This window comes from Nocardia sp. NPDC050435, assembly GCF_040655395.1.
Lineage (GTDB): Bacteria > Actinomycetota > Actinomycetes > Mycobacteriales > Mycobacteriaceae > Nocardia.
Map to the genome: position 1 here is coordinate 338,780 of NZ_JBFAJW010000010.1, position 26,378 is coordinate 365,157.

Consider the following 26,378-nt stretch of genomic DNA (forward strand, 5'->3'; position numbering starts at 1 on the left):
TGGAGTGTAGCGGGGTGCAATATGGAAGGGACACCGTGTGTCGCCTCATGATTGCACGCGGACTGGAACGAGTGGAGCAGCAATCGCATTGCAGCCGTGCCCAATTCGCCAGGCGCTCTGCGCTTCGACGCGGCAATACTCAGGTCCGGCATCCACGAAGCTCATAGCCGGGTAGATAGAAGTCGCGCTCCTGGGCGGTGAGGGAACGTCCGGCCTGTGCGCAAGCATTGGCTATAAGGTCTCCCGCCAACGCGCTGATATCCCAGGAGAGGATCGTTGCTTCGTCATCGACCGCCAGAAGTGTTCTGCCGTCGGGACTTAGCGCCACGTCGCGTACGGACTTCTGATGGCCGGCGAGATGCTCGGTGAGGGATTGCCCAGTTCGGACATCCCAGAGATGCACGAAGTGATCGTGATCGCCGGTGGCGAGGATCGCGGAATCGTGACTGAATGTGACGCCGAAGACTGTGTTGGCGGGGCCGGTCAGGAGTTTCGAGCCACCAGAAGACAGATCCCACACACAGATAACGCGACCGTCGGAGGTTGCCAGGGTCGTTCCGTCGGGACTGATCGCTTCGATGCGTCGGAGGCAGGATTGCCCCGGCAGCGTTCTCCGCAACGTTCCGGACAGGGTGTCCCAAAATTGTAGTTCGCGATTTCCGTTCTTGATCGTCATGAGGGTCGTTCCGTCAGGACTGAATATAGCTCGCGAGTTGGGCGCAGCTGGATATTCGTTTATAAGCTCTCCGGTAGCAGTGTCCCACAAGCGGATTGAGTTTTGTCCCGATGTTGCGATCACTGCGGCGCTCTCGGTGAAAGCATCGAGTCCCAGGGCACCGGCTCGTCCTGTCGGAATATCGATTAAGAGCTTCTTCGACTTGAGATCCCATATTTGAACCCAGTCACTGTCGTAATCGGTGGTGGCAAGAATTTCGCTCTCCGCGCTGAAGAGTTCTGCTCGTACATCGCCTACATGGCGAGTCGTTATTGCTACTCGAAGCCGGCCGGTGGCGGTATCCCATAGGCGGGCGGGTCGGCCGCTAGTCGCGAGCGTATGCCCGTCCGGGCTCAAGGTGGGTCTCAAGGACTTACCCTGACGCAGATGCTCGGTGATGGCGTCGACCGCCGCGCCATGGAGTGCGGTTGGTCGTCTGATGATCGGCTGCCATAGTCTGACTGTGTCGTCGTCGCTCGTGGATGCGAGCGTGGTGCCGTCGGCAGTGAACGCGACGGTCTTGACGGGTCCTGTATGACCTGCGAAGTCGCCGAGCCGTTGTCCGGTTGCGGTGTCCCACAGACGGACATGTCCGTCGGCGCCTCCGGTCGCAGCGGTTGTTCTTCCACCGAAGGCGACGGTCTCGCCTGTGAGGGTGGCTCGCACCTCACCGGATGCGGTGTCCCAGAACCGGACAGCTTTTTCGTCGCCGGCTCCGGTGACGAGCGTCTGACTGTCGGGACTGAACGTATGCCCCCAGGCCACCGATCCGTTGTCGAGCGCGTGGATGAGTTGATGAGTGCGCGTGTCCCAGAGACGCACAATCGGGCCTAGCACGCCGACCGCCAGAATTTTGTTGTCTGGACTGAATATGAGAGCGTTCACCGGGACGGCGTCGCCAGTGAACTCTGCGAGTTTTTGTCCGTTCCCGGTTTTCCACAACCGGGCAAGCCCGCCTTCGCTGCCGGTCGCAATTATCGTTCCGTCCGGGCTGAACTCAACGGATTTGCTGTCGTCGAGTATTGTGCGCTGCATGCCGGATTCGACGTCCCACAGGATCACAGTATTGTTCCCCGTACTTGTTGCCAGCGTTGATCCGTCGGGACTGAACACTACTCTGTAGAAATTTCCCAGCCCTCCACTATTTAAAGTGTACAGCAGATTTCCCGTGGAGGCGTCCCATACGCTGGCCGTATTGGTGACACTACCCGCGGCGATCTTTCGGCCGTCAGGACTGAATGCAAGCGCGAAGTTTACGCTGGCCGATGCGCTGAATTCACGGATTTTTCGTCCCGTCGAGACATCTGTCAATCGGATTGTTCCATCGTTGCTGCCGGTCGCGAGGGTACGACCGTCCGGGCTGAGGTCCGATGCCATAAGCTGCTCGTGCCGGATCACGTGTCGAAGCGGGTTCAGAAGTGCTTTGCGAAGCGCAGCCCGCGTGCTCCCGGACTCCGTTGCCGGGTCGAGTTCAGTAGCGGCAACAGCGAGGAGCCTAGCCAATTCAGGATTGCTGTTCGCCAAATTGCTTGACTCGGTGAGCAACTGGCGCACTACGACGAGATCCCTTTGATGGCGCGCATCGTTGCGTTGTATCAAGAATCCGATACCGGTGGCGATTGCGACCGCCAAGAGCGCGACGAGCCCGACAATCGCGGCGTTTCGCAGCCTGGTTAGCGTTCGGTACTGACGGACGTCATCGCTGTCGAGCTGCTCCTTCGACATATTGCGTGCGGGTGCAGCCAAAGAAGCACTAGCACGGCGGAATTCGCTATGGCGTAGTGACAACTGATCATTTCCCCGCGCGAAACGAAGGTCTTCCCAGATCGGTTCGGAGGCGAAATATCCGGCCAGGAAGCTCGGGATAGCGGTGGTCGTCGACCAGTCGAAGTCGCCGCGTATTTCGTCCCATTCGATGACACCGTCGGTCACTGCGATAAGGAACTTTTCCGAGTCTTTGTGCTGCTGCCAATATTGGATCTCTCGCCCAACCCATTTCGAGGCGGCTGATTCAGGTGAGGCGAGGAGTAGAAAGTAACGCGACCCCTGCAGCGCGTTCTCGATCTCCATAGTCAAGCTTGGGGCGGCACCGAGGTCGGTCTTATCCCGGAACACCCGCAGCGCGCGCGCCTTATTCCACGGCTTAGCCAGGCGAGCGAGACATCGCTGTAGTTCAGGAGCCAACTTACTGTCGACCGCGCGACTGTAGGAGAGGAAGATATCGAAATGAGAGTCGCGCGCTCGAGACCTCAAGTTGCCGGCGACAGATACCTGCATGAGCCGATCCTTCGTCTCCATTGTGTCGATCGCGGCAGGCCGACGCATCCGTGCCCCACCGAGCTCACATCGCAGTACCGCGACTTGCTTCGGTTCAGTGATCGTAGCCTAGCCAGGGCACGTCCAGACTTGGTACGCGACGAATGATCGAAGGTCCTCCGCCCCAAGACGCATTGACCTGACCCCGTGATTTCGGTCCGGGGACTGTGAGAGCCTTGCGGCCCACGAAGTGGGCAGGAAGGCTCGAAGACCATGGCGACACGCAAGAGGCACACCCCTGAACAGGTCGTGCGCAAGCTGGGCGAGGCCGATCGGCTGCTGGGCGAGGGCAAGGACATCGCCGATGTGTGCCGGACCCTGCAGGTCACCGAAGCGACCTACTACCGCTGGCGCAACCAGTTCGGAGGGCTCAAGGCCGACGACGCGAAGAGGTTGAAGGACCTCGAACGCGAAAACTCGACCCTGAAACGGCTTCTCGCGGAAGCGGAGTCGGAGAAGGCGGCGTTGAAGGAGATCGCCAAGGGAACTTCTAGACCCGGAACGCCGGCGGGCGGCCGTGGCGCATCTGATGCGCGTGCTCGATATGAGCGAGCGATTCGCCTGCCGGGTCACCGGGCAGCATCGCAGCACCCAACGCCATCCTCCGGCCAGGCACACGACCGCCGATCCCCATGCAGCACTGCGGGATCGGCTACGATCGTGGGCCCGCGACCATCCCCGGCAGGGATTCCGCCGCGCCTACCACGACGCCCGCGCCGACGGCTGGATGGTCAACCACAAGAAGATTCAACGCCTCTGGCGCGACGAGGGCCTACGAGTGCCGCAGCGGCGTCGCCGCAAAAGGCTGGGCGCCTCCACCGCTGGCCCGGTCGCCGCGGAGGCGCCGAATCGGGTGTGGGCGGTGGATTTCCAGTCGACGCCACCGACGACGGCCCCCTATGACAACCAGCCCACACCTGAACTGCTCAGCGTCGACCAGGTATGGGCGCTGCTGAAGAGCACGAATCGGCAAGTTGCCTGCATGATGTTGGTGTCCGCACAGGCTAATCTGCGTCCGAGCGAAGTGGCTGGATTTCGGGTACGGGACATCGATTTCGACCGATGCGAGATTCACGTCAGGCAGCAGGCCAGCCCCTTTCCGGGGCAGCCGCCTACAGCACGCTTGAAGACCAGAACCAGCAGGCGAATCGTACCGCTACCCAAGGAGGCCTTCCGAGCCCTCCGGGCGCACTTGGACCTCGTCGAACGCGAGAATCAGAATGAGCTGATTTCGAACCACGGCGAATAATCCGTGGCGCGCCGACGTGATGGGACAATCGTTTCGTCGGGCCGTCCGCAACTCTGGCGTGTCCAAGGGATTCACCTGGCACGATTTGCGGCACTTCTATGCCTCCGCCCTCATCGAGGCCGGAGCGTCGGTCAAGACAGTGCAGCATCGAATGGGCCACGCGAATGCGGCCACAACTTTGAGGATCTACACCCATCTATGGCCGGACCAGGATGCCCGTACTCGAAGCGCTATTGACGCGATCTTCGCAGCCGACAACAACTTCTACCCCTACCCGGTACCCGCAGTCGAACGAGGCTGTTCCCGACCGCAGACGGGACACAGACGGGACGGAGGCGGTGGGTTGAGAGAAGAACCGCCTCCGATCAGGGTGTTTCTCGGCTAGCTCAGATCACCGAGTTCATGATGGTGCCCGCGCTGGTGGCGACGGCGCCGCCGGCCATGGCGCTGGCGATCATCTTGGGCGACTGCAGGCCGCCGCCGTTCCACTTCTCCCAGGCGAAGCGGCCGCCGCCGTAGGTGATGGCGGTGATTCCGGAGAGCTGGACCAGCCAGGTGAAGTAGCGGCCCATCTGCATCAGCTTGTCGGCCAGCGGCGGTGCTTCGGGGGCGGGATTGCCGACGACCTGGGCCATCACGGTGTCTTGTAGCGCGCAGAGGATCAGGCTCACTGTCATGCTCCTTAATGGATGCCGAGGTGAAGATTTTGCCGACCGTGCGGTCTTGTTCTCGGCCCATTGAACAACACGGAAAACCGCAGGCAGAGCCGACACACCGCACCCGTCTTGCCCCCTTGGCAGCAGGTTTGCGCACCTCACCCCGATGACCGCGAATTCGGGGGTCTTGCTTGGGCGATACCGGCCCGCTGGGGGTTCGCTGAACATATTCTGATCGAACGCCCAAGGAAGGAATCTCGATGGCGGATCGAACGATTCAGAGCACTCCCGGACTGTCGGCACGAATCGACACGACCATCGCGCACGAGGCGCGGGTCTATGACTACTGGCTCGGCGGAAAAGACAACTATCCGGCCGATCGCGCGCTCGGCGACGCGATCGCGGGCCACATTCCCGCCATCCAGACCATGGCGCAGGCCAATCGGGCCTTCCTGGGCCGGTCGGTGCGCTATCTGGTGCGCGAGGCCGGGATCACCCAGTTCCTCGACATCGGCACCGGAATCCCGACCGCGGGCAACACCCACGAGGTCGCGCAGCGGGCCGACCCGGCCGGACGCGTGGTCTATGTCGACAACGACCCGATCGTGCTGGCACACGCCAGGGCATTGATGTCGAGCTCGCCGCAGGGCAAGACCGCGTTCATCCACGCCGACCTCCACGATCCGGACAGCATCCTCAGCGATCCCGCTATCGCGGACACCCTGGATCTCAGTAAACCGATCGCCATCATGCTGGTGGCGGTGCTGATGTATTTCGAGGACGAGGACGACCCGCACGGCATCGTGGCCAAGCTGCTGGAGGTCGCGGCCCCGGGCAGCTATCTGGTGATCACGCACCCGACCGCCGATTTCGACGAGCGCGCGATGGCGCGCGTCGTGCATTCGGCCACCGATGCCGGAATCACCTTTCATCCGCGCACCCGCGCCGAGACGGAGTCGCTGTTCGCGGGCACCGAACTGGTCGAACCGGGTGTGGTCCCGGTGGTGACGTGGCGGCCCGATCTCTCCGAGCGCACCGCGCAGATCGTCGCCGACCCGGAATCGGCGTGGTACTGGGCGGGTGTGGGCCGCAAGCCGTAGCTGTTCCAGCAACCTTCCATACGGGAACAGCCGGGGGGACGATACGTTCGTTGGGAAGAAGTTAGGCCAACGAACGAAAGGGGCCGCCGGTGGCGACCGACACCGTGGAGTCCTCCGTCGGCCTCAGATCCGAGCGCGGGGCAGTCCTCGGGGCCCTGATGCTCTCGACCGGACTGGTCGCGCTGGATTCCACCATCATCGCCACCGCCATCCTCACCATCACGCAGAACCTGGGCGGATTCGCCCAGTTCCCGTGGCTGTTCTCGATCTATCTGCTGGCCCAGGCCGCGACGGTGCCGATCTACGGCAAGCTCGCCGACACCTTCGGGCGGAAACCGGTGCTGCTGTTCGGTATCGCGGTGTTCGCCGTCGGCTCGCTGCTGTGCGGCCTGGCCACCAGCATGCTCGGGCTGATCGTCTTCCGCGCGATCCAGGGCCTGGGCGCGGGCGCGGTGCAGCCGATGACGCTGACCATCGCCGGCGATCTCTACACGCTCAGCGAACGGGCCAAGGTGCAGGGCTATCTCGCCGCGGTCTGGGCGACCTCCTCGGTGCTCGGTCCGCTGCTGGGCGGGCTGTTCTCGGAGTACCTGAGCTGGCGGCTGATCTTCCTGGTGAATCTGCCGCTCTCCGCGCTGGCCGCGTGGATGATCGTGCGGCACTTCAAGGAAGCCGCCCCGCGCCGGCGGCACGGCGCCATCGACTACCCCGGTGCGGTGCTGCTCACGCTGGGGGCGGGCGCGGTGATTCTCGGACTGCTCGAGGGCGGGCACTCCTGGGCGTGGACCTCCCCGGCGAGCCTGTGCGTCTTCGGCGGCGGCGTCCTCGCGCTCGCGGTCTTCACCGTGGTCGAGCGCCGGGCCGCGAATCCGATTCTGCCGCTGTGGGTTCTCACCCGGCGCGTGCTGGTGGCCACCAGCGTGATCTCGCTGCTGGTCGGCGCGGTCCTGCTCGGATTGACCTCCTACGTCCCGACTTTCGCGCAGGGCGTGCTCGGCAGCAGCGCGCTGATCGCGGGCCTGACCGTCGGCGCGCTGACGCTCGGCTGGCCGATCACCGGCACGCTGGCCGGAAAGGTGTACCTGCGCATCGGGTTTCGCAACAGCGCGCTGATCGGCAGCGGTATCGCGATCCTCGGCGCGGCCTCGCTGCTGCTGGCCGGCGTGGAGTCCACGGTGTGGCAGCTGGCCGGGTCGTGCTTCCTGATCGGGCTCGGCATGGGCCTGGTGTCGACGCCGTCGATCATCGCGGCGCAATCCAGCGCGCCCTGGCACGAACGCGGCGTCGTCACCTCGACCACCATGTTCGCCCGGTCCATCGGCAGCGCGGTCGGCGTCGCGGTGTTCGGCGCCGTAGTCAACTCCCAGCTGCACGGCGCCAACCGGCCCGCGCCGGCGGCCCTGGCCGACGCGGTGCACCTGGTCTTCCTCGGCGTCACCGCGGCGGCCGTCGTGATGATCCTGGCCGCGCTGATGCTGCCCGGCCGGCCGGGCGCCGACGCGCGGTAACGGCTACGCCGCGTTCGGCTTGCGGGCCTCGATCAGGAAGCGGGCGGTGGTGGCGACGAACGGTCCCCGCGCCTGGATCTGCTCGTGCAGGGCGCGCAGCTGCTCGCGATAGCCCTCGACAGTGAAGCCCGGCACCATCCAGATCACCTTGCGCAGGAAGTAGACGACCGCGCCGACGTCGTGGAACTCGGTGCGCAGCTGCTCCGCGCGCAGGTCGACGACCTCGAGCCCGGCGGCTTCGGCGGCCCGCCGCGCGTCCTCCGGGTGCCGCTTCGCGCGTGCCTCCGGCTGCAGCCCCAGGAAGTATTCGACGAGTTCGAACACGCTCGCCGGGCCGACATGCTGGGACAGGTAGCTGCCGCCGGGACGCAGCACCCGCGCTATCTCGGTCCACCACGCCTGCACCGGATGCCGGCTCGTCACCAGATCGAAGGCGTTGTCCGCGAACGGCAGCGGCGGTTCGTCGGCGTCGGCGACCACCACCGCGCCCAGTGGATGCAGCAGCGCGGTGGCCTTGGCGACGTTGGGCGGCCACGATTCGGTGGCCACCATGGTGCGCGGCAGCCGCGCCGCGCCCGCCAGGACCTCACCGCCGCCGGTCTGGATGTCCAGCGCGGCCTCGACCTCGCCCAGGCGCGCGCTCATCAGGCGCTGGTAACCCCAGGACGGTCGCTGCTCGGTAGCCCGGCCGTCCAGCCAGGAGAAATCCCAGCCGTCCACGGGCACCGCGGCGGCCTCGGTCACCAGTTCTTCGAAGGTTCGCGACATACCAGCGATCCTCGCACCGGCGTCCACCGAATTTCCGTCCGGAAACGCCGCGGGCCCGACCGGTCGCGCTACGCGACCCGCTTGCCGAGCCTGGTCAGCGCCAGATAGCCGAGGCAGACCAGCACGCCCCAGACCGCGCCGACCACGATCGCGGTGCGACCGCTCTCAGTGCAGAACAGCAGCACCACGACCAGTCCGAGGAACCCGAGCGCGAGCCAGGTGGTGACCGGCGCACCGGGCAGGCGATAGTCGCTGGCCGGCAGCAGGCCCCGGCGCACCCGGGCGCGGTAGACGAGGTGGCAGACCAGGATCATGCCCCACACGAAGATGATGCCGATCGTGCTCACCGAGGTGATGTAGGCGAACGCCTTGTCCGGCGAGATCACGTTGACGACCACGCCGATCACCATCACCGCGGCCGAGGCGGTGATGCCGACGTAGGGCACCGCGCGCGAGCTGAGCTTGTTCAGCGCCCCGGGCGCCTCGCCGTGCAGCGACAGCGTGCGCAGCATGCGGCCGGTCGAGTAGATGCCGGAATTGCAGGACGACAGCGCCGCGGTGAGCAGTACGAAATTGATCAGACCGGCCGCGCCGGGAATGCCGATCTGCTGGAAGACCTCCACGAACGGGCTCTTGCCCTCGTGGAAATTGCGCCAGCTCGACACGGACATGATCACGAGGAGCGCGCCGACATAGAACAGCCCGATCCGGAACGGCAGCGTGTTGATCGCCTTGCGCAACGTCTTGCGCGGCTCGCGGGCCTCGCCCGCGGTGACGCCGACGAGTTCGACGCCGACGTAGGCGAACAGCACGATCTGCAACACCAGCAGCGACTGCCCGAAGCCGTTGGGGAAGACGCCGCCGTCGGCCCACAGGTTGGTCACCGTCGGGTTGGCGGCATGGCCGAAGCCGATGGTGAGCACGCCGATGCCGAGCAGGATCATGCCGACGATCGCGGTCACCTTGATGGTGGAGAACCAGAACTCGCCCTCACCGAACAGTCGCACCGAGATCAGGTTGGCCGCGAACATGATCGCGAGCACCACCAGGGCGGTGATCCAGACGTCGATGTCGAACCAGTACTGCACGTACTTGCCCGCGACGGTGATCTCGGCCATGCAGGTCGCCACCCACACCGCCCAGTAGGACCAGCCGGTCACGAAGCCGGCGAAGCGGCCCAGGAATTCGTGCGCGTACTCGGCGAAACTGCCCGACACCGGTCTATAGGTGAGCAGTTCGCCCAGGGCCCGCATGATCACGAAGATGGCCAGGCCCGCGACCAGGTAGGCCAGGATCAGCGCCGGGCCCGCCTGCTCGATCGCGCCGCCCGCGCCGTAGAACAGGCCGGTGCCGATGGCGCCGCCGATCGCGATCATCTGGATCGTGCGCGGGTTGAGCCCCCGCGCGTAGCCCTCCTCGGCCGGTCCGGCCGATTCGGTCGACTCCGCGCCCGCTTGTAGCTGACGGTCAGAGGCTGTCATGGGTGGATCCTTTCCTCAATCACGCCGTACGCTACCGGCAAGCAAACAGCCGGTGGTCATGCCACTGCCGGAGCGATCGGGTTCCGCCGGTCGGTAGCTGATCCCCGGCGGGCGTCGGCATGGAGCGAAATTCATCGGCCGACAAACGCTTTCGGTACGGTCGGAGACATGGGGAGCAGCTCGCCGGCGCCGGCCCGCAGCGCCGAAATCCGCAGTGATCGACCGCGCGCCACGCGGGCTCAGGACGGGGTCATGGCCCTGGTGTCGCTGTGGCTGATCAGTGGGCTCGTGCTCGATGCCTGGGCGCACTCCAACCGGCCCGGCCTGGAGACCTTCTTCACCCCGTGGCACGCGGTGTTCTACAGCGGGTTCGCCGCCACCGCGGGCTGGGTGGCGTGGCTGGTGTGGCGGCAGCGGCGGGCCGGGCGGCGCGGGTGGGCGGCGGTACCGCTCGGTTACGGGCCGACGGTGCTCGCGCTGGTGGTCTTCGGGCTGAGCGGGGTCGCGGACATGGTCTGGCATACCGTGTTCGGCATCGAGGAGTCGATCGACATCCTGTTCAGCCCGAGCCACCTCGGCCTGGCGGTCGCGATGGGCGTCATCGTCACCACGCCGGTCCGCTCGATCTGGCACGACCCGGCGCCGGACACCCTGGCGCGGCTGTGGCCCGCGCTGCTCGGGATCGGGCTGGCCGTCGCGGAGATCATGGTCTTCCTGGAGTACGGCAACGCCCTGCTGATGCGGGCGAACTGGATCGTCACCGGTTTGTCCAGCACCGAGAACAACTCCGCCGCGACGCTGGCGGTCCGCATGCTGGTCACCAATGCCGCGCTGCTGCTGCCGCTGCTGTTCGTCGCCCGGCGCTGGGGGTTGCCGCCGGGCGCGGCCACGCTGTGCACCGTGCCCGTGCTGGTCCTGAGCGGCGCGGAAACGGGCGGACGCAATATGAGCACGCTGCTGTCGGTGCTGGTCGCCGCGATGGGCGCCGACGTGCTGGCCCGCGCGCTGCGGCCGGAGGCCGGGCGGCCCCGGGCCTTCTGGGCCTTCGCCGCGGCGGTGCCGCTGTTCACCTGGTCGCTGTATCTCGGTGTCGCGTCCGCGGCGGTGGGCCGGCTGCCGGAGATCCCGGAGTTGTGGACCGGCGCTCCGATCGTGGCGTCGGCGGTCGGTCTGCTGCTCGGCGCGTTGATGCTGCCCGGAGCGAGCCTGGATCAGACGGCCGGATCCGGTTGCGGCGCGGCGGTTTCCGACGCCTCGGCGCGTTCCTGAAATCCCGGCAGGTGGCGGTTCGCCAGCGGGATCATGAGCTGGATCAGCGGGCCGATGCCGAAGGCGTAGACCAGGGTGCCGATCCCGACGCTGCCGCCGAGCAGGAACCCGACGGTCAGCACCGTGATCTCGATGGTGGTCCGGATCAGCCGCACGGACCAGCCGGTGCGGCGGACCAGGCCAGTCATCAGGCCATCGCGCGGGCCGGGGCCCATGCCCGCGCCGATGTAGAGGACGGTGGCCGCCGCGTTGAGCACCACCGCGAGCACCATCGCGCCCACGCGCGCGGGCAGCGCCTCCCAGTCCGGCAGCAGCCACAGCCCGGCGTCGACCGAGAGGCCGATCACGATGACGTTGCTGATGGTCCCCAACCCCGGCTTCTGCCGCAACGGGATCCAGAGCAGCAGCACCGCCACGCCGGTCACCGCCGTCACGGCACCGAAGCTGATCGGCACGTGCCCGGCCACGCCCTGATGGAAGACGTCCCACGGGTCCAGCCCGAGCCCGGCCCGCACCATCACCGCCATCGAGAACCCGTACAACCACAGCCCGCTGTAGAGCGCGACCAACCGACGAACCAGCATGGCACCAGAATCGCCACAACTGGCCCGCGAATACAGAGCCAGTCACCGATTACTGGCCTGCCCGATCCGGTCGCGGTGTTCGCGGGTGGCACCGGCGGGTGACAGGGGAACCGGCGCGCGGCCCGGTAACGTCGAGCCGATGAGCAGCCTCGAAGTCGCGGTGATCGGGTACGGACTGGCGGGATCGGTGTTCCACGCGCCGCTGATCGCCAGCGAGCCACGGCTGCGGGTGGCCGCGGTCGTCACCGGCTCCGCGGAGCGGGCCGCGCAGGCCGAACGCGAGCATCCCGGGGTGCGGGTGCTGCCCGACGCCGACGCGCTGTTCGCCGATCTGTCCGGCATCGATCTGGTGGTGGTCGCGACGCCGAACCGCACGCACGCGCCGCTGGCCCAGCGCGCGGTGGCGGCGGGCGTGCCCGTGGTGGTGGACAAGCCGTTCGCGGTGACCGCCGCCGACGCCGAAGCGCTTGTCGCGCAGGCGGAACGGCAGGGCGTGCTGCTGTCGGTCTTCCAGAACCGGCGCTGGGACGGCGATTTCCTGACCGTGCGGCAACTGATCGACACCGGCCGGCTGGGCACGGTGCGGCGCTTCGAATCCCGTTTCGAGCGCTGGCGTCCGGTGCCCAAGGGCGGCTGGCGCGAAGTCGGCGACGCGGCCGACGGCGCCGGGATCCTGCTCGATCTTGGTCCGCACCTGGTGGACCAAGCCCTGACGCTGTTCGGCCCCGTCCGCTCGGTATACGGCGAACTGGACTGCCGCCGTGCGGGAATCCGGACCGACGACGACGCCTTCCTCGCCCTCACCCACGAATCCGGCGTCCGCTCCCACCTCTGGATGAGCGCGGTGGCGCCGCGACTCGGCCCGCGCTTCCGGGTCCTCGGCTCGGAGTCCGGCTACCTCGGCTACGGGCTGGACCCGCAGGAGGCGGCGCTGCGCGCAGGCCGCCGCCCGGTCGACAGTTCCTGGGGCACCGTCGATTCCGCGGACTGGGGCACCCTCGGCGCGGATCCGGACGCGCAGCCCTACCCCACCCTCGCGGGCGACTATCTCGCCTTCTACACCGGCATCGCCGACGCCCTGCTGCACGGCGCCCCGGTCCCCGTCGACCCGCGGGACGCCGTCGCCGCGCTGCGGGTGCTCGAAGCCGCCCGGGCTGCCGCGGCGTCGGGAGCGGCGCGCTCGCTCTAGTGGACGCTGTTCGGCCGCGTCGATAGGGTGCGGCGGTGGACAGTGCGGAATTGATCGACCGGGGCGCTTCTATCGCCGATCGGCTCCAGACGACTCAGACACCGCCGTCGTGGCAGCTGGTCGTGGTCACCGGGTTGATCGCGCTGGCGCTGGTCGCCTACTCCCCCGTCTGGCGGCGCACCCGCAACGTGGTGACCATCGCGCACGAGGGTGGCCACGCGCTGCTGGCCCTGCTCACCGGCCGCCGCCTGAACAGCATCACCCTGCATTCGGACACCTCGGGGCTCACGGTCTCCAGCGGCAAGCCCTACGGCCTGGGCATGATCCTGACGACGATGGCGGGCTATCCCGCGCCCGCGCTGCTCGGCCTGGGTTTCGCGGCGCTGCTGGGCGCGGACCGGATCACGCTGATGCTGTGGACGGCGATCGTGCTGCTGGCCGCGGTCCTGATCAAGGTCCGCAACATCTACGGCCTGCTCACCGTGTTCGGTTTGGGCGCGCTGACTTTCGTGGTCTCCTGGTTCGGCACCGACACCCTGCAAGCCGCCTTCGCCTACCTGGGCGCGTGGTTCCTGTTGCTCGCCGGCACCCGTCCCATCCTGGAGTTGCAACGCGGCCGCCGCCAACGCTGGCACAATCGCGGCGGCGTCGACTCCGACGCCGACCAGCTGGCCCGGCTCACCCGGCTGCCCGGCCTGCTGTGGGTGCTGTTCTTCGCGGCCATTTCGATCACCTGCCTGCTCGTCGGGACCGGATTCCTGCTCTCCGACGCGACCGGCGTCTGCATCCCGGTGATCTCCGGCGACTGCCCCGCACCAGCCTGGCTCAACCCGTAAACCTGGGATGACCAGGCGCGCGGCTGCGTAAAGTGGAATGAAGTTCCGCGCGCATCCAGGGGGTTCGCCATGCATCCGGACATCGAATCGGTGCTGCCCGAGATCGCTTTCGCCGCGCTGCTCGGCGAGGTACTCCGGGAATGCGCCCGCGAGCCGCTGCTGTTCCTGGACGCCGCGCGCTCGGACAGCACACTGGTCCGGATCGCCCGCAACGGCGCGGCCCGGCCGGACCCGTTCGACGAAATCCTCACCGAGGTCTACGAATCCACGCGCCGGCCGATGCTCGAGTGGGCGGCCCGGGTCGCGCCCGATCCCGAGGAACTCGTGCGCGGCGCGTTCATCCGCGTCTACGCCCGCCGCCCCGAGACCGGCGACCTGCGCGATCACCTGTGGCGCGGGGCGCGGAAACTGGTGCGAGACACCCGCGGCCGCACCGGCACTCGGCGCGAGCCGGTCCAGGACGAGGAGATCGAGTCGCTGGCCCGGCGCGCGGAGCTGTCCTTCGAGGACACGATCACCGTGCGGCACATGCTGATCGCGGCGCTGGCGACGCTGCCCGGCCGCGAGCGCGAAGCCGTCGTGCTGCACGGCTACACCGGCGCGGGTCATGCCGAGGTGGCCCGGATGATGGGCGCACCGCCCGGCGCGGTGCCGGTCTACGTCCGCGCCGGGCTTGCCACGATCCGGGAGCGGCTGGGCCTGGCCTGAGGCCCGAGCTACCCGCGCGCGATTTCCCTCGGGCACGATGGGTGTCATGAAACTGCGTATCTTCACCGAGCCGCAGCAGGGCGCGACCTACGACACCCTGCTGACCGTCGCGAAAGCTACCGAGGACTTGGGTTTCGACGCGTTCTTCCGGTCGGACCACTACCTGGCGATGGGCGACGCCGACGGTCTGCCCGGACCGACCGATGCCTGGATCACACTGGCCGGACTGGCTCGCGAGACCCAGCGGATCCGGCTCGGCACGCTGGTGACCGCCGGCACCTTCCGGTTGCCCGGGCCGTTGGCCATCCAGGTGGCGCAGGTCGACCAGATGTCCGGCGGGCGCGTCGAATTGGGGTTGGGCAGCGGCTGGTTCGCCGCCGAGCACAGCGCCTACGGCATCCCCTTCCCCGCGGACAAGTTCGCGCGGCTCGAGGAGCAGCTGGCGATCGTCACCGGTCTGTGGTCGACCAAGCCGGGCGACACCTTCGACTTCGACGGCAAGCACTACCAGCTCAGCGATTCGCCGGCGCTGCCCAAGCCGGCGCAGGATCCGCTGCCGATCATCATCGGCGGCACCGGGCCGAAGCGGACACCGCGGCTGGCCGCGCAGTACGCGAGCGAGTTCAACGTGCCGTTCCATTCGGTCGAGGACAGCGCCGCCGCCTTCGACCGGGTGCGCGCCGCGGCCGCGGCCGCCGGCCGCACCGACGAGCTGGTGTACTCCAACGGCCTGGTGGTGTGTGTCGGCCGCACCGACGCCGAGGTGGCGCGCCGGGCCGCCGCGATCGGGCGCGAGGTCGAGGAGTTGAAGACCAACGGCCTGGCCGGTTCGCCCGCCGAGGTGCTGGACAAGATCGGGCGCTACGCCGAGATCGGCAGCACCCGGATCTACCTGCAGGTTCTGGATCTGCAGGACCTCGATCACCTGGAGTTGATCGCCGCCGAGGTGCAGTCGCGGCTCTGAGGGTTGCTAACAGTCCGCCGGCGGGGGCCGATTCAGAGGGTGGCCCGGGCACATCAGCGAAGCTGTGCCCTCGTTCACACCGAAGGCCCCCGCTGTGCCGGCCGGACCGGCCCGCCCCGCAGGATGTCCGGCAGACAGCAATCCATCGGCTATTCGAGTGCTGACCCTTCGAGCGACCTGAAAGCAGTCGCTACGGTTACCGCCCAGGAGTTCTCTTGAGATCGTTCCGTCGCACCACCCGCCCCGATCGCAGCCCCGCAACCGGCACCGTCGCGACCGCCCTGGTCGCCACGGGCCTGGCCCTGACCATCGGCGCGGCCACCGCGAGCGCGCGACCCGTCGGCCCGTTCGACGTCGGCGGCGCGATCGAGGTGGAGTTCGATCGAGCGGGCGGCGCCGGCGTGCTGGGCGAGCCCACCGCGCCCGAGGCGGACGCCGCCGCCGGCGGCAAATTCCAGACCTTCGCCAACAACGCCGCCATCTATTGGACCGGTGAGACCGGCGCGCACGCCCTCGCGGGCCCGATCCGCAACAAGTGGGGCGCGCTCGGCTACGAGACCGGCGCACTGCGCTACCCCGTGACCAGCGTGGCGGCGACCCCGGCCGGCAACGGCGAGTTCGTCCAGTTCCAGGGCGGCTCCATCTACTACTCGGTCGGCACCGACGCGCACCAGATCGGCGGCTTCATCCGCGACAAATGGGGTCAGCTGGGCTGGGAGAACGGCCCGCTGGGCTTCCCGCTCTCCGACGAGGCCGCCGGCGCCAAGGGCAGTCGCTACAACATGTTCCCGGGCGGGGTCGTCTACTGGTCGGCCGCCACCGGCGCGCATGCGGTCTGGGGCTCGATCCGCGACAACTGGGTCCGCGCCGGCGGCGACAGCGGTCGCTACGGCCTCCCGACCAGCGACGAATACGACTACGAGGATGGCAAAGCCCAGGACTTCCAGGGCGGGCGCATCACCTGGCAGCCGTAGGTATAGGTAGCCTGTCGCCTGTGCAACCGCTTGGCGTGAACGATCCGCGACGCATCGGGGACTACCGGATTCTCGGCGTGCTCGGAGCCGGCGGGATGGGCAAGGTGTATCTCGGCCGCAATGCGGGCGGGCGCACCGTCGCGGTCAAGGTGATCCGGCCCGATCTCGTCGGTAACGGGGAGTTCCTGGCCCGATTCGAACGCGAGGTGGTCGCGGCGCAGCGCGTCGGCGGCCGCTACACCGCGCCGGTGCTCGACGCCGACGTGGACGCGAACCCGCCGTGGCTGGCCACCGGCTATGTGGCCGGGCTGCCCCTCGACGACGCCATCCAGCGCTTCGGCACCTTCGGCGAGGACACCCTGCTCGTGCTCGCGCGTGGCCTGGCCGAGGCGCTGATCGCGGTGCACGACGCGGGCGTGGTGCACCGCGACCTGAAACCGTCGAATGTGCTGCTGGCCGTGGACGGCCCGAAGGTGATCGACTTCGGCATCGCCCGCGCCGTCGAGGACACCGCGCTCACCACCACCGGAAAGGTCATCGGCTCACCGGGTTTCATGTGCCCGGAACAGGTGACCGGTGAAGCCGTCGGTCCCGCAGGCGACGTGTTCGCCCTCGGCGGCGTGCTGGTGTTCGCCGCGACCGGCCAGGGCCCCTTCGGCGGCGGCGAAGCCGTCCACATGCTGTGGCGGATCGTCTACGAGGAGCCGCGGGTCGACGGCGTGCCCGAACGGCTGCGCCCCCTGATCGCCGCGTGCCTCACCAAGGACCCGGCCGCCCGGCCGACCCCGCGCCAGATCCTGGCCGAGCTGGGCCACCTCGGTGTGCCCGCGAACGGCGGCTGGCTGCCCGGCCCCGTCCTGCACGAGGTCAGCACACGCGCCGTGCAACTGCTCGACCTGGATTCCGGGCACGCCGATCCGATCCCCGACCACACCCCGCCCCAGGGCCAATGGTCCGGCGGATACACCCCGGCCCAGGGCCACTGGCCGGGCAACCACACTCCGCCGCCCGGCCCATCCCGGCCCATGACCGCCCCGTTCTCGGAACAGCATGCGGCACAGCGCTACACGAGCCGCACCGATCCGACCCAGCTGTCCCCGCAGCAGCAGTGGCAGGGGCACGCGGCCGAGCCGAAACCCAAGCGCCGGGTGGGCCTGATCGCGGGGCTGCTCGTGCTGGCGATCCTGGTCGCGGCCGGTGCCTTCGTGATCGGCAATCAACTGCGCGACAACAACTCCGACACCGCCGGCACCCCGCTCTCGCCGACGGCCACGGCCGAGATCACCACCGAGCGCAGCAGCAGTCCGTCGACCACCTCGTCGTCGACCAGCACCACCTCGAGCGGGCAGTCCGTGCCGAAGGCGTTCCTGGGCACCTGGAAGGGCACCGCCAGCGACGCACTGGTCAGCTTCGAGATCGAATTGACGCTGCGCGAGGGCAAGGTCGGCGACGAGGTCGGCACGTCCTCGAACACCGGCAAGCTCTCGGGTCAGCGATGCACCCGCGCCGAGCGGCTGGCCAGCGCCGGGGAAACCCAGATCACCCTGACCGCTCGCCTCACCAGTGGCGGAGGCTGTATGGACGACGGCCACAACACCACCGTGACGCTGAACCCGGACGGCTCACTGCAATACAGCACGCAAGCGCTGGCGGGCAACATGACCGGGACGCTGCGCCCGGCGTAGCGCTCCGGCGGGTCGGCACCCGCTTCCGGTTTGGCTGGACCATGATCTTCTCGGATAGGCTTGCGCTGCTTGGACAGCGCGGTCCGATTCACCATGTCGCGGCCAGACCTGACGAACCGGAGCTTTCATGCCGACCGCTGTTTCCCGCTTCCATGCCGCAGTCCTGCTCCCGGTCTTCGCCGCGCTGCTCGCCACCGGCGCGCCCGCCGCGGGCGCGGAGGTCGCCGACACCGTCTGCGGTACGCCGCTGAGTGCGGGCGAGATCGAGACGATCGAACAGCTTTCCGACACAAGCTCGTTGACCGGCTCCTCGATGCGGCGGCTGGAGCGGGCCGTGGACAATCACCGGCAGATCACCGAGATTCTGGTGCGGCACGGGGATCGGCGCGGGGTGCTGGCGCTGGGACTCAACGGGGTGGAGTACGCGGCGGTGATGCCGTTGCAGCGCGATCCGGGTGCGTTCGCGAATCCGGAATGGGCGCACCGCATCAGCCTCGATCTGCTCTCGCGGTTCCTGGACAACGTGCACGCCGAATTCAGCGGGGCGACGGTGGCGCCGCACTGGGCGAACTACTTCGCGCTGGCGCGGCAGTGCGAGCTGTCCGCCGCGCGGGTCGCCATGGCCGGGTACAACGCGCACCTCACCGTCGACCTGAGCTACGCCGTCGCGGCCGTGGGCAGCACCGCGGACAACGCGGCCGACTATTTCCGGATCGTCGACGCCATCGCCCAGCAGGGTCCGCTCATCATCGATCTGACCAAGCGGGTCTACGGCGGCGATCTCGGCCCGCTGTGGCGCTTCTACTTCGTCGGCGAGGGCCTGGACGCCGTGCTCGGCGCCGGTGTGGCCACCGGTCCCCTGCTGCGTCTGGCCGACGCGGGCGCGAATGTCGTCATCTTCGGCAACGGCCTCGCGCTGCGCGATCCGGCGCTGGCGCCGGCCGTCCGCACGGAGATCGACCTGCTCTGGCCTGCCGCCGACACCGCTTTCGCCGTGCTGAGCGCCAACGGCGGCCTGTAACGCGGGTAGGTTCGGTCCTACTGGGTGATCAGGCCGTGCGATCGGGTAAGGACCAACCATGGGGTTCACGACAAGCCGGATGCGTTCGATCGTCGGGGTGCTGCTGGTCGGCGCCGCGCTGACGGCCTGCGGGGGCGAACCGGAATCCGATCGCCCCGCGGTCAGCGGCACGGCCGCCGCGGTACCGCGGTTCGCGGCGCCCGAGGAGATCGCGCGCGGCATCGATGTGCCGTGGGGGCTGGCGTTCCTGCCCGACGGCGCGGCGCTGGTCGCCGAGCGCGACACCGGGCGCGTGCTGCGGGTGGCGGCGGGCCGCGCGCCCGAACCCGTGCACCAGGTGTCCGGGGTGCAGGCGCGCGGCGAAGGCGGATTGCTCGGCCTGGCGGTGGCGCGTGATCACGCCGCCACCGGCTGGGTGTACGCGTACTTCACCGGCGCCGAAGACAATCGCATCGTGCGTTTCCGGCCGGGCGGCCCGCAGGAGGTGATCTTCGCCGGTATCGCCAAGGCGGGCAACCACAACGGCGGCCGGATCGCGTTCGGCCCGGACGGCCTGCTCTACGTCGGCACCGGCGACGCGGGGCGGACCGAACGCTCCCCGGATCCGGCGAGCCCCAACGGCAAAATCCTCCGCCTGACGCCGGACGGGCAACCCGCGCCCGGCAATCCGACCGCGGGCTCGCCGGTGTACAGCCGCGGGCATCGAAATGTGCAAGGGCTGGCCTGGGATCGGTCGGGCCGCCTGTTCGCGGCGGAGTTCGGTCAGAACCGGCTGGACGAGATCAACCTGATCGAGCCGGGGCGCGACTACGGCTGGCCCGCGGTGGAAGGCGCGGGCGGGGCCGATCGGGGCTACACCGACCCGCTGGTCACCTGGCCCACCTCCGCCGCTTCCCCGTCCGGCATCGCGATCGCGGGCGACACGCTGTACGTGGCGGCGCTGCGGGGCGAACGACTGTGGGCGGTACCGCTTTCCGACGGTCGCCTCGGTGATCCCGAGGCGTTGCTGCAGGACACCTATGGTCGCCTCCGCACGGTCGAGGTCGCCGCCGACGGCGCGCTGTGGCTCACCACCTCCAACACCGACGGCCGCGGCGATGTTCGCGACGGCGACGACCGAATCCTGCGTTTTCCCGTGAACTAGCGCGCGACGAGTGCGTGCCTCGGCGACCGGAAACCCCGGTGCCTTCGGGCTCACCGGCCGGAGCCGGACTCCGCGAACGAGCGGGCGAGCACCTCGTTCAGCGCGCCCGAGCGAATCAACTCCTCGGCGGCCGCGATCTCCGGCGCGAGATGGCGGTCGGGCCCGGGTCCGGGCACCACCGTGCGCAGCAGCGTGACCGCTGCCGCGGTGACCGGGCCGGGCCGCAGCGGCGCGCGCAGGTCCAGCGCCCGTGCGGCGGTGAGGTATTCGATGGCCAGCACGGTGGTCAGCCCGTCCACCGCCCGGCGCAGTTTGCGCGCCGCCGACCAGCCCATCGAGACGTGGTCCTCCTGCATCGCGCTGCTCGGAATGGAATCCACCGAGGCGGGCACCGCCAGCCGCTTCAGCTCGCTGACCACCCCGGCCTGGGTGTACTGGGCGATCATGTGCCCGGAATCGACGCCGGGGTCCGCGGCCAGGAACGCGGGCAGCCCGTGCGAGCGCGCGGTGTCCAGCATCCGGTCGGTGCGCCGCTCGGCCATGCTCGCCACGTCGGCGATCGGCACCGCCAGGAAGTCCAGCACGTAGGCCACCGGCGCGCCGTGGAAGTTGCCGTTGGATTCCAGGCGGCCGTCGGCCAGCACGACGGGATTGTCGATGGCCGAGGCCAGTTCGCGGTCGGCGACGGTTTCGGCGTAGGCGACGGTGTCGCGGGCGGCGCCGTGCACCTGGGGCGCGCAGCGCAGGGAGTACGCGTCCTGCACCCGATTGCAGTCCGGGCTGCGGTGACTCGCCACGATCTCCGACCCGGCCAGCGCGGCGCGGATCCGTTCCGCGGACCGGGCCTGCCCCGGGTGCGGGCGCAGCGCTTGCAGATCCGCGGCGAAGACCCGGTCGGTGCCGAGCAGCGCCTCCACACTCATGGCCGCGGTGAGGTCCGCGACATCGAGCAGCCGGTGCAGATCCGCCAGGGCCAGCACCAGCATGCCGAGCATGCCGTCGGTGCCGTTGGTGAGCGCCAGACCTTCCTTCTCGGCCAGCACCACCGCCTCGATGCCGTTTGCTCGCAGGGCCTCCGCGGCCGGACGCCGCACGCCCTGCGCGTCGAGGACCTCGCCCTCCCCCAGCAGGGCCAGGCCGATCGCGGCCAGCGGGGCCAGATCTCCGGAGCAGCCCAGGGAACCGAATTCCGGGACCACCGGCACGATTCCCGCGTTGAGCAGCGCGGCCAGGGCGTGCGCGGTCTCCGGGCGCACCCCCGTGTGGCCGGTGGCCAGGGTGCGCAGGCGCAGCAGCATCAGCGCGCGCACCACTTCCCGTTCGACCGCCGGGCCCGCGCCCGCGGCGTGCGAGCGGATCAGCGAGCGCTGCAGCGCGGCCCGGCTCCGCGGCGGGATGTGCCGGGTCGCCAGGGCGCCGAATCCCGTGGAGACACCGTAGGTGGGCACGGTGCCCGCCGCGAGCGCGTCCACGTGCTCGCGCGCCGCGCGCAGGCGCTTGTCCGCGGCTTCGCTCAGGCGCACCGTCGCGCCTTCGCGAGCTACGGCGACAACCCATTTCCTGGACAGCGGTCCATCCACTTCCACCTGTGCGGTATCCGGCATGCGTCCCATTCCACAGCGGCGAAGGCCCAGGCAGAATGAGGCCACGCCGGATACAGTCTGGTATTTCAGACAGTCGGAGGACCGGATGAGCGATATCCCGGCGCTGCGCCGCGGTCTGGCCGTGCTGCGTTTGCTCGCGACTCGCGCGGGTCCGATCTCGGCCGCCGCCATCGCCCGCGAACTCGAGCTGCCGCGTTCCACGACCTACCACCTGCTCGCCGAACTCGAGCAGGCCCGCTTCGTCACCCGCCTACCGGCCGAGCGCCGCTACGGCCTCGGCATCGCCGCGTTCGAACTCGGTTCGGCTTACCTGCGCCACGATCCGCTGGAGCGGCTGGCCGGTCCGCTGCTGCGGGAGTTGGTCGAACGCGTGGGCCACAACGCCCATCTGGGCGTGCTGCACGGCAACGAGCTGCTGTATCTGATCAAGGAGCGTCCCGCCCGGCCGGAAACCCTGGTGACGGAGGTCGGCGTGCGCCTGCCCGCGCACCTGACCGCCTCGGGCCGCGCCATTCTGGCGCATCTTCCGGCGGCGCACGTGCGCGCCCTGTTCCCCGCCGCGAGCGCCTTCGTGCACCGCACCGACCGCGGGCCGACCTCTCTGGCCGCCCTGCGCACCCTGCTGGCCACCGAACGCCGCCGCGGCTGGTGCTGCGAAGACGGCTATGTCACACCGGGCTTCGCCTCGGTGGCCCATCCGGTCTTCGACCACGCCCGGCACCCGATCGCGGCCATCAGCGTCACGTTGCGCCACCACTGCGCGAGCACGCCGTGCGCGACGGACTGGTCCGCGCTGGCCACCGAGGTCGGCTGCACGGCAATCGAACTCACCCGCCGGATCGGCGGCCGTCCGGCCTGAGCGGCGCGACGCGAGCTCGCGAATTCAGAGAGTTACTCCCAGGCTATTGCGCCCGAGCCGTACTCCGGCTCGGCGGCTCGACGCGGCCGAGCCCGGCCGGAGCCGGTAACGACGCTAGGCCGCCATCGATTCCGGCGTCGAGCCGCACGATTCCGCGACGCACCCGCCGGCGGGGCGCCGTCTCCCGCGCCGCGGATCCGGTTCACCCGGATCCGGCGCTACGCCTGCGACAGCGTGTTGGTGCGGTGGGCGCCCAAAACGCGCTCCAGAACCGCTTTTTCGGACTCTGCGACCCGGAGGTGGTAGCAGAATGTGCTGTGCATCCGCCGGGTTGCGCCGCCGGCGACGATCTGCCGAAAACTCATCTCGCTCTTACCCGCTCACTTCTTGATTACTGCGCTAACAACCAGAGAATATCCAGCAATCCTAAGAAATTCCTAATCAGGCCATTCGGACCGTATCGGTGAGCGGGATCGCGGTGGGCACGATCACAGCGAACAGGGCGATCACCCCGCGCGCGAAATCCAGGCGCCCGACGCCGAATTGCCGCAGCGCGGCGCCGTGATCGACGGCCACCACCACCGTCACACCCGCCAGCAGCAGCCACCAGACCACGACGGCGAAAAGCCGTGCCGGACGGGAGCTCGCGGCGAAAGCGACGCGCAATCGCTGGCAGTGGAACGGCACGTGCCGCTGTTCGTCGGCGAGAATCAGGCCCGCCACCTGGGCGGTCAGGGGGTCACCGCACCCGTCGCGCAGGGCCCGGTAATACCGGAGCGCAATGACTTCCGCGAGCATCAGCACCATCAGTTCGACCCGCAATCCGAGCGCCCGCCGCAAATACACGAACACGGTGTCGGACCAGTGCCCGGAAATGGTGCCCGCGCCGGCGGACCGCAGCAGCAATCCGAGCATCCGGGCGTGATTGCGTTCCTCGTCGATGAACAGCCGGACGGCGGCCGAATACTCCGGGTCCCCCGCGCGATCCGCCTTGCCGATCAGATTCGCGCCGTCCCCGCTCTCCCCCACCTGGAATCGCTGCACACTGCGCACCACCGCGGGATGCAGCCGGGCCCCGCGCGCCCAATCGGGATCACCGGCGGCGGCACGCGCGCGCACCTTGGCCTCGAACTCGCTTGTCCACCGCGTGAAATCACCGGAGATCCCGGCGCCGACCTGCACTCTGTCCATGGGCGAAACCCTAGGAAGCGGCTGTGCGGATCGGCGGGCGCGGATGTGGAGATCGTGTGCAGGTTCAGGGCTTCCGGCCGACGCCGCCCCACACCGAGCCGGGCCGGACGCCCTGGGCCTCCTCGTCGGTGCGCCAGTAGTTCAACGGAACGATCCCCGGCTCGACCAGCTCCAGCCCCTCGTAGTAGCTGGCGATCACCTTCGACGAACGCGGGTGGTAGGGGACGCCACCGGTTTTGGCGTAGTTGTGGCAGAGCCGCACATAGCCCTCGTCGTCGTCGCTGCCGTCGTTGTGCGCGAGGTAGCTGCCGGGGACGACCGCGTCCATCATGGTCCGGATGATGCGGCGTGCGTCGTCGTCGGTGGGCGCGTGGCCGAGCACGCCCATGAACAGCACCGCGATGGGCTCCTTGAAGTTCAGCACGTTGCGGGCGTCGGCGATGATCGTTTCCGGCTCGTTGAAGTCGGCCTCGATATAGGTGGTGACGCCCTCGTCGGTCGTGTTCACCAGCAGCGCCCGGGCGTGCGCGAGCACCAGCGGATCGTTGTCCACATAAACGATCTTGGACGACGGCGCGACCGCCTGCGCGGCCTCGTGCGTGTTCTCCATCGTGGGCAGGCCGGTGCCGATATCGATGAACTGCCGGATCCCGGCCTCGGCCGCCAGGTAGCGCACCGAGCGGATCAGGAACTGCCGCGATTGAACCGCCATCGTCTTGATGTCCGGATAACCCTGCACCGAGGACTCGCCGACGATCCGATCGACCTCGTAGTTGTCCCGGCCGCCCAGCCAGTAGTTCCAGATCCGTGCCGAGTGCGGAATATCGGTGCGAATCAGATCTTTGCGCTTGTTGGCCATGCCGGCTCCCGGGAGAAAGGAAGAGTTGCGTCGCGGTGACTGTACTGCCGATCGGCGGCCCCCGGGACCCGGTTTCGCGGACTGTGGGCGATCCGATGCGGGGTTGCCGGGGAATCCCGGAAAAAGTTCAGAACGGTCGCCCCGGAACTAGGACTCGAGCACCGCCATGGCCGCGTTGTGCCCCCCGATCCCGCTGACGCCGCCACCGCGCACCGCGCCTGCGCCACAGAGGAATACGGTCTTGTGGCCGGTGCCGACGCCCCAGCGCCCGGCGGGGCCGTCCGGTTCCCGCTCGGTGCACGGGAACGCGAGATCGCGATGGAAGATGTGCCCGCCGGGCAGGCCGATATCGCGTTCCAGATCGACCGGGGACTTGACCTCCAGGCAGGGTTTGCCGGTGGCGTCCAGCGCCAGGCAGTCGGCGATGGGTTCGGCCAGGACCGTATCCAGTTGCGCGAGAGTTGCTTTCGCGGCGGCGTCTTTGGCGCGCTCCGGATCGACGGCGAACAGCCTTGCGGGCGTGTGCAATCCGAACAGCGTCAGCGTGTGCATGCCCGCCGCCGCCGCGTCCGGGGACAGGATGGACGGATCCGTCAGGGTATGGCAATAGATTTCCGAGGGTGGCGCGGCGGGGATCCGACCGGCCGCGGCCTCCCGGTAGGCCTGCTCCAGCTGGGTGTAGGACTCGGCGATGTGGAAGGTGCCCGCGAAAGCGTCGCGCGGGTCCACACCGGTGTCGCGCAGGCGCGGCAGGCGGGTCAGCACCATGTTCACTTTCAGTTGCGCGCCTTCGGGTTTCACCGGCTCGGGCTCCCCGAGCAGGCGACTCAGCACGTACGGCGCGGCGTTCACCAGCACGTGCCCGGCGCCGGTGACGCCGCGCTCGTGCCGCACTTCGGTGGTGGTGTCATCGGTCTCGATCGCCGACACCGCGCATCCGGTGACGATCTCGGCGCCCGCGGAACGCGCCGCGCTCGCCAGCGCGTCGGTCAGCGCGCCCATACCGCCGATCGGCACGTCCCAGTCGCCGGTGCCGCCGCCGATGACGTGGTAGAGGAAGCAGCGGTTCTGCAGCAGCGACGGGTCGTGGGCATGGGTGAAGGTGCCGATCAGCGCGTCGGTGAGCACCACGCCGCGCACCGTGTCATCGGTGAAGGTGGCCTCGATGGTCTCCCCGAGGGGACGCTCGAAGATCGCCTCCCACAGCGCCGGATCGTCGATCCGGCGGGCCAGTTCGGCGCGGGTGGGCAGCGGCTGGGTCAGCGTCGGGAAGACCCGCTCGGCCATCCGGCCGGTGCTCGCGTAGAACCGCTGCCACGCGCGATGATCCCGATCCGAGCCGGTGAGGCGGGCGAAGCTGGCGCGGGTGCGCTCGTCGGACCCGGTGTCGACCAGCAGGCCGCCCGCGCCGACCGGCGTGTAGGAGGAGATCCGCCGCCGCCGGACCTCGAAGCGCAGGCCCAGGTCGCGAATGATCTCGCGCGGCAGCAGACTCACCAGGTACGAGTACCGCGACAGCCGCGCCTCGACGCCCGGGAACGGGCGCGCCGAGACGGCCGCACCACCCGTGGTGGGCTCCTGCTCCAGCACCAGCACCGAGCGCCCGGCGCGGGCCAGGTAGGCGGCGGCGACGAGACCGTTGTGGCCGCCGCCGACGATCACGACATCGTATGAGGAGCGCGTCGGGGTCATCCGTCC

The 26,378-nt window shown here is 68.8% G+C and carries 24 protein-coding genes and 1 pseudogene; 15 read left to right on the top strand and 10 right to left on the bottom strand.

The features are described from left to right. Positions 1-139: 139 nt before the first annotated feature. On the bottom strand, positions 140-2,992 hold the full coding sequence (locus AB0I43_RS29800; RefSeq protein ID WP_357433005.1) for a TIR domain-containing protein: 2,853 nt from the start codon (positions 2,990-2,992) through the stop codon (positions 140-142). Positions 2,993-3,244: 252 nt separating this feature from the next. On the opposite strand from AB0I43_RS29800, the pseudogene AB0I43_RS29805 reads away from it, so the two are divergent. The 3 genes and pseudogenes from AB0I43_RS29805 to AB0I43_RS29815 all read left to right on the top strand — a co-directional run. After that, a pseudogene (locus AB0I43_RS29805) lies at positions 3,245-3,905 on the top strand (transposase); the annotation flags it as partial. Continuing rightward, positions 3,894-4,280 carry a tyrosine-type recombinase/integrase gene (locus tag AB0I43_RS29810; RefSeq protein ID WP_357433042.1) on the top strand — a complete coding sequence of 129 codons (387 nt, stop codon included), beginning with the start codon at positions 3,894-3,896 and terminating at the stop codon, positions 4,278-4,280. The pseudogene AB0I43_RS29805 and the gene AB0I43_RS29810, both read left to right, overlap by 12 nt. Before the next feature lie 19 nt (positions 4,281-4,299). Continuing rightward, positions 4,300-4,665: a tyrosine-type recombinase/integrase gene (locus AB0I43_RS29815; protein WP_357433043.1), complete on the top strand. Its 366-nt coding sequence runs from the start codon at positions 4,300-4,302 to the stop codon at positions 4,663-4,665. A gap of 1 nt (position 4,666) precedes the next feature. Here the strand turns inward: AB0I43_RS29815 and AB0I43_RS29820 are convergent, their stop codons facing one another. After that, a complete protein-coding gene (locus AB0I43_RS29820) occupies positions 4,667-4,951 on the bottom strand; it encodes a hypothetical protein (protein ID WP_356977229.1) in 285 nt (94 codons plus the stop codon). A gap of 245 nt (positions 4,952-5,196) precedes the next feature. On the opposite strand from AB0I43_RS29820, the gene AB0I43_RS29825 reads away from it, so the two are divergent. Continuing rightward, complete coding sequence (locus AB0I43_RS29825; RefSeq protein ID WP_357433006.1) at positions 5,197-6,036, top strand: SAM-dependent methyltransferase; 840 nt, start codon at positions 5,197-5,199, stop codon at positions 6,034-6,036. A gap of 89 nt (positions 6,037-6,125) precedes the next feature. Next, positions 6,126-7,544, top strand: coding sequence for an MDR family MFS transporter (locus tag AB0I43_RS29830; protein WP_357433007.1), 1,419 nt, complete (start codon positions 6,126-6,128; stop codon positions 7,542-7,544). 3 nt (positions 7,545-7,547) lie between these two features. Here the strand turns inward: AB0I43_RS29830 and AB0I43_RS29835 are convergent, their stop codons facing one another. Both AB0I43_RS29835 and AB0I43_RS29840 read right to left on the bottom strand, forming a co-directional pair. Further along, positions 7,548-8,312, bottom strand: coding sequence for a class I SAM-dependent methyltransferase (locus tag AB0I43_RS29835; RefSeq protein WP_357433008.1), 765 nt, complete (start codon positions 8,310-8,312; stop codon positions 7,548-7,550). 68 nt (positions 8,313-8,380) lie between these two features. Further along, positions 8,381-9,793: an amino acid permease gene (locus tag AB0I43_RS29840; RefSeq protein ID WP_357433009.1), complete on the bottom strand. Its 1,413-nt coding sequence runs from the start codon at positions 9,791-9,793 to the stop codon at positions 8,381-8,383. Positions 9,794-9,961: 168 nt separating this feature from the next. On the opposite strand from AB0I43_RS29840, the gene AB0I43_RS29845 reads away from it, so the two are divergent. Continuing rightward, on the top strand, positions 9,962-11,062 hold the full coding sequence (locus AB0I43_RS29845; RefSeq protein WP_357433010.1) for a hypothetical protein: 1,101 nt from the start codon (positions 9,962-9,964) through the stop codon (positions 11,060-11,062). Here AB0I43_RS29845 and AB0I43_RS29850 read toward each other — a convergent pair. Continuing rightward, a complete protein-coding gene (locus AB0I43_RS29850; protein ID WP_356977239.1) occupies positions 11,005-11,646 on the bottom strand; it encodes a hypothetical protein in 642 nt (213 codons plus the stop codon). The two genes, AB0I43_RS29845 and AB0I43_RS29850, sit on opposite strands and share 58 nt — an antisense overlap. A gap of 139 nt (positions 11,647-11,785) precedes the next feature. Between AB0I43_RS29850 and AB0I43_RS29855 the strand changes: the two genes are divergently transcribed. The 8 genes from AB0I43_RS29855 (at position 11,786) to AB0I43_RS29890 (ending at position 20,167) form a co-directional block, all read left to right on the top strand. Continuing rightward, on the top strand, positions 11,786-12,835 hold the full coding sequence (locus tag AB0I43_RS29855) for a Gfo/Idh/MocA family oxidoreductase (protein ID WP_357433011.1): 1,050 nt from the start codon (positions 11,786-11,788) through the stop codon (positions 12,833-12,835). A gap of 35 nt (positions 12,836-12,870) precedes the next feature. Beyond that, entirely contained in the window at positions 12,871-13,671 is an 801-nt protein-coding gene (locus AB0I43_RS29860; RefSeq protein ID WP_356977242.1) for a M50 family metallopeptidase, read from the top strand. A gap of 69 nt (positions 13,672-13,740) precedes the next feature. Then, positions 13,741-14,379 carry a sigma factor-like helix-turn-helix DNA-binding protein gene (locus tag AB0I43_RS29865; protein WP_357433012.1) on the top strand — a complete coding sequence of 213 codons (639 nt, stop codon included), beginning with the start codon at positions 13,741-13,743 and terminating at the stop codon, positions 14,377-14,379. Between the two features lie 46 nt (positions 14,380-14,425). Continuing rightward, positions 14,426-15,343 (top strand): LLM class F420-dependent oxidoreductase, encoded by a 918-nt coding sequence (locus AB0I43_RS29870; protein ID WP_357433013.1) that lies wholly within the window; start codon positions 14,426-14,428, stop codon positions 15,341-15,343. 215 nt (positions 15,344-15,558) lie between these two features. Next, the gene (locus AB0I43_RS29875) at positions 15,559-16,317 is read left to right on the top strand and encodes a hypothetical protein (protein ID WP_357433014.1); all 759 of its coding nucleotides are present in this window, start codon (positions 15,559-15,561) and stop codon (positions 16,315-16,317) included. Between the two features lie 20 nt (positions 16,318-16,337). Further along, complete coding sequence (locus AB0I43_RS29880; RefSeq protein WP_357433015.1) at positions 16,338-18,002, top strand: protein kinase; 1,665 nt, start codon at positions 16,338-16,340, stop codon at positions 18,000-18,002. 127 nt (positions 18,003-18,129) lie between these two features. Further along, the gene (locus AB0I43_RS29885; RefSeq protein ID WP_357433016.1) at positions 18,130-19,023 is read left to right on the top strand and encodes a DUF5995 family protein; all 894 of its coding nucleotides are present in this window, start codon (positions 18,130-18,132) and stop codon (positions 19,021-19,023) included. 58 nt (positions 19,024-19,081) lie between these two features. Beyond that, complete coding sequence (locus AB0I43_RS29890; RefSeq protein ID WP_357433017.1) at positions 19,082-20,167, top strand: PQQ-dependent sugar dehydrogenase; 1,086 nt, start codon at positions 19,082-19,084, stop codon at positions 20,165-20,167. 50 nt (positions 20,168-20,217) lie between these two features. Here AB0I43_RS29890 and hutH read toward each other — a convergent pair whose 3' ends face one another. After that, positions 20,218-21,771: a histidine ammonia-lyase gene (gene hutH, locus AB0I43_RS29895; protein ID WP_357433018.1), complete on the bottom strand. Its 1,554-nt coding sequence runs from the start codon at positions 21,769-21,771 to the stop codon at positions 20,218-20,220. A gap of 85 nt (positions 21,772-21,856) precedes the next feature. Here hutH and AB0I43_RS29900 point away from each other — a divergent pair, with 85 nt between their 5' ends. Beyond that, on the top strand, positions 21,857-22,630 hold the full coding sequence (locus tag AB0I43_RS29900; RefSeq protein WP_357433019.1) for an IclR family transcriptional regulator: 774 nt from the start codon (positions 21,857-21,859) through the stop codon (positions 22,628-22,630). Between the two features lie 218 nt (positions 22,631-22,848). On the opposite strand, the gene AB0I43_RS29905 is transcribed toward AB0I43_RS29900, so the two are convergent. From AB0I43_RS29905 to AB0I43_RS29920, 4 genes are all read right to left on the bottom strand, one after another. Continuing rightward, a complete protein-coding gene (locus tag AB0I43_RS29905; RefSeq protein ID WP_357433020.1) occupies positions 22,849-22,995 on the bottom strand; it encodes a hypothetical protein in 147 nt (48 codons plus the stop codon). A gap of 76 nt (positions 22,996-23,071) precedes the next feature. Continuing rightward, positions 23,072-23,821 (bottom strand): ferritin-like domain-containing protein, encoded by a 750-nt coding sequence (locus tag AB0I43_RS29910; protein ID WP_357433021.1) that lies wholly within the window; start codon positions 23,819-23,821, stop codon positions 23,072-23,074. Positions 23,822-23,885: 64 nt separating this feature from the next. After that, on the bottom strand, positions 23,886-24,680 hold the full coding sequence (locus AB0I43_RS29915) for an SAM-dependent methyltransferase (RefSeq protein WP_356977258.1): 795 nt from the start codon (positions 24,678-24,680) through the stop codon (positions 23,886-23,888). 147 nt (positions 24,681-24,827) lie between these two features. Continuing rightward, entirely contained in the window at positions 24,828-26,372 is a 1,545-nt protein-coding gene (locus tag AB0I43_RS29920) for an NAD(P)/FAD-dependent oxidoreductase (RefSeq protein ID WP_357433022.1), read from the bottom strand. Positions 26,373-26,378: the final 6 nt, after the last annotated feature.

Bases quoted from the DNA above. Each gene is read 5' to 3' on its own strand.
- AB0I43_RS29825 (WP_357433006.1), top strand. From the start codon at position 5,197: ATGGCGGATCGAACGATTCAGAGCACTCCCGGACTGTCGGCACGAATC.
- AB0I43_RS29845 (WP_357433010.1), top strand. From the start codon at position 9,962: ATGGGGAGCAGCTCGCCGGCGCCGGCCCGCAGCGCCGAAATCCGCAGT.
- AB0I43_RS29800 (WP_357433005.1), bottom strand. From the start codon at position 2,992: ATGCAGGTATCTGTCGCCGGCAACTTGAGGTCTCGAGCGCGCGACTCT.
- AB0I43_RS29905 (WP_357433020.1), bottom strand. From the start codon at position 22,995: ATGAGTTTTCGGCAGATCGTCGCCGGCGGCGCAACCCGGCGGATGCAC.
- AB0I43_RS29915 (WP_356977258.1), bottom strand. From the start codon at position 24,680: ATGGCCAACAAGCGCAAAGATCTGATTCGCACCGATATTCCGCACTCG.
- AB0I43_RS29855 (WP_357433011.1), top strand. From the start codon at position 11,786: ATGAGCAGCCTCGAAGTCGCGGTGATCGGGTACGGACTGGCGGGATCG.
- AB0I43_RS29840 (WP_357433009.1), bottom strand. From the start codon at position 9,793: ATGACAGCCTCTGACCGTCAGCTACAAGCGGGCGCGGAGTCGACCGAA.
- AB0I43_RS29815 (WP_357433043.1), top strand. From the start codon at position 4,300: ATGGGACAATCGTTTCGTCGGGCCGTCCGCAACTCTGGCGTGTCCAAG.
- AB0I43_RS29900 (WP_357433019.1), top strand. From the start codon at position 21,857: ATGAGCGATATCCCGGCGCTGCGCCGCGGTCTGGCCGTGCTGCGTTTG.
- AB0I43_RS29920 (WP_357433022.1), bottom strand. From the start codon at position 26,372: ATGACCCCGACGCGCTCCTCATACGATGTCGTGATCGTCGGCGGCGGC.
- AB0I43_RS29890 (WP_357433017.1), top strand. From the start codon at position 19,082: ATGGGGTTCACGACAAGCCGGATGCGTTCGATCGTCGGGGTGCTGCTG.
- hutH (WP_357433018.1), bottom strand. From the start codon at position 21,771: ATGCCGGATACCGCACAGGTGGAAGTGGATGGACCGCTGTCCAGGAAA.
- AB0I43_RS29870 (WP_357433013.1), top strand. From the start codon at position 14,426: ATGAAACTGCGTATCTTCACCGAGCCGCAGCAGGGCGCGACCTACGAC.
- AB0I43_RS29865 (WP_357433012.1), top strand. From the start codon at position 13,741: ATGCATCCGGACATCGAATCGGTGCTGCCCGAGATCGCTTTCGCCGCG.
- AB0I43_RS29910 (WP_357433021.1), bottom strand. From the start codon at position 23,821: ATGGACAGAGTGCAGGTCGGCGCCGGGATCTCCGGTGATTTCACGCGG.
- AB0I43_RS29885 (WP_357433016.1), top strand. From the start codon at position 18,130: ATGCCGACCGCTGTTTCCCGCTTCCATGCCGCAGTCCTGCTCCCGGTC.
- AB0I43_RS29850 (WP_356977239.1), bottom strand. From the start codon at position 11,646: ATGCTGGTTCGTCGGTTGGTCGCGCTCTACAGCGGGCTGTGGTTGTAC.
- AB0I43_RS29835 (WP_357433008.1), bottom strand. From the start codon at position 8,312: ATGTCGCGAACCTTCGAAGAACTGGTGACCGAGGCCGCCGCGGTGCCC.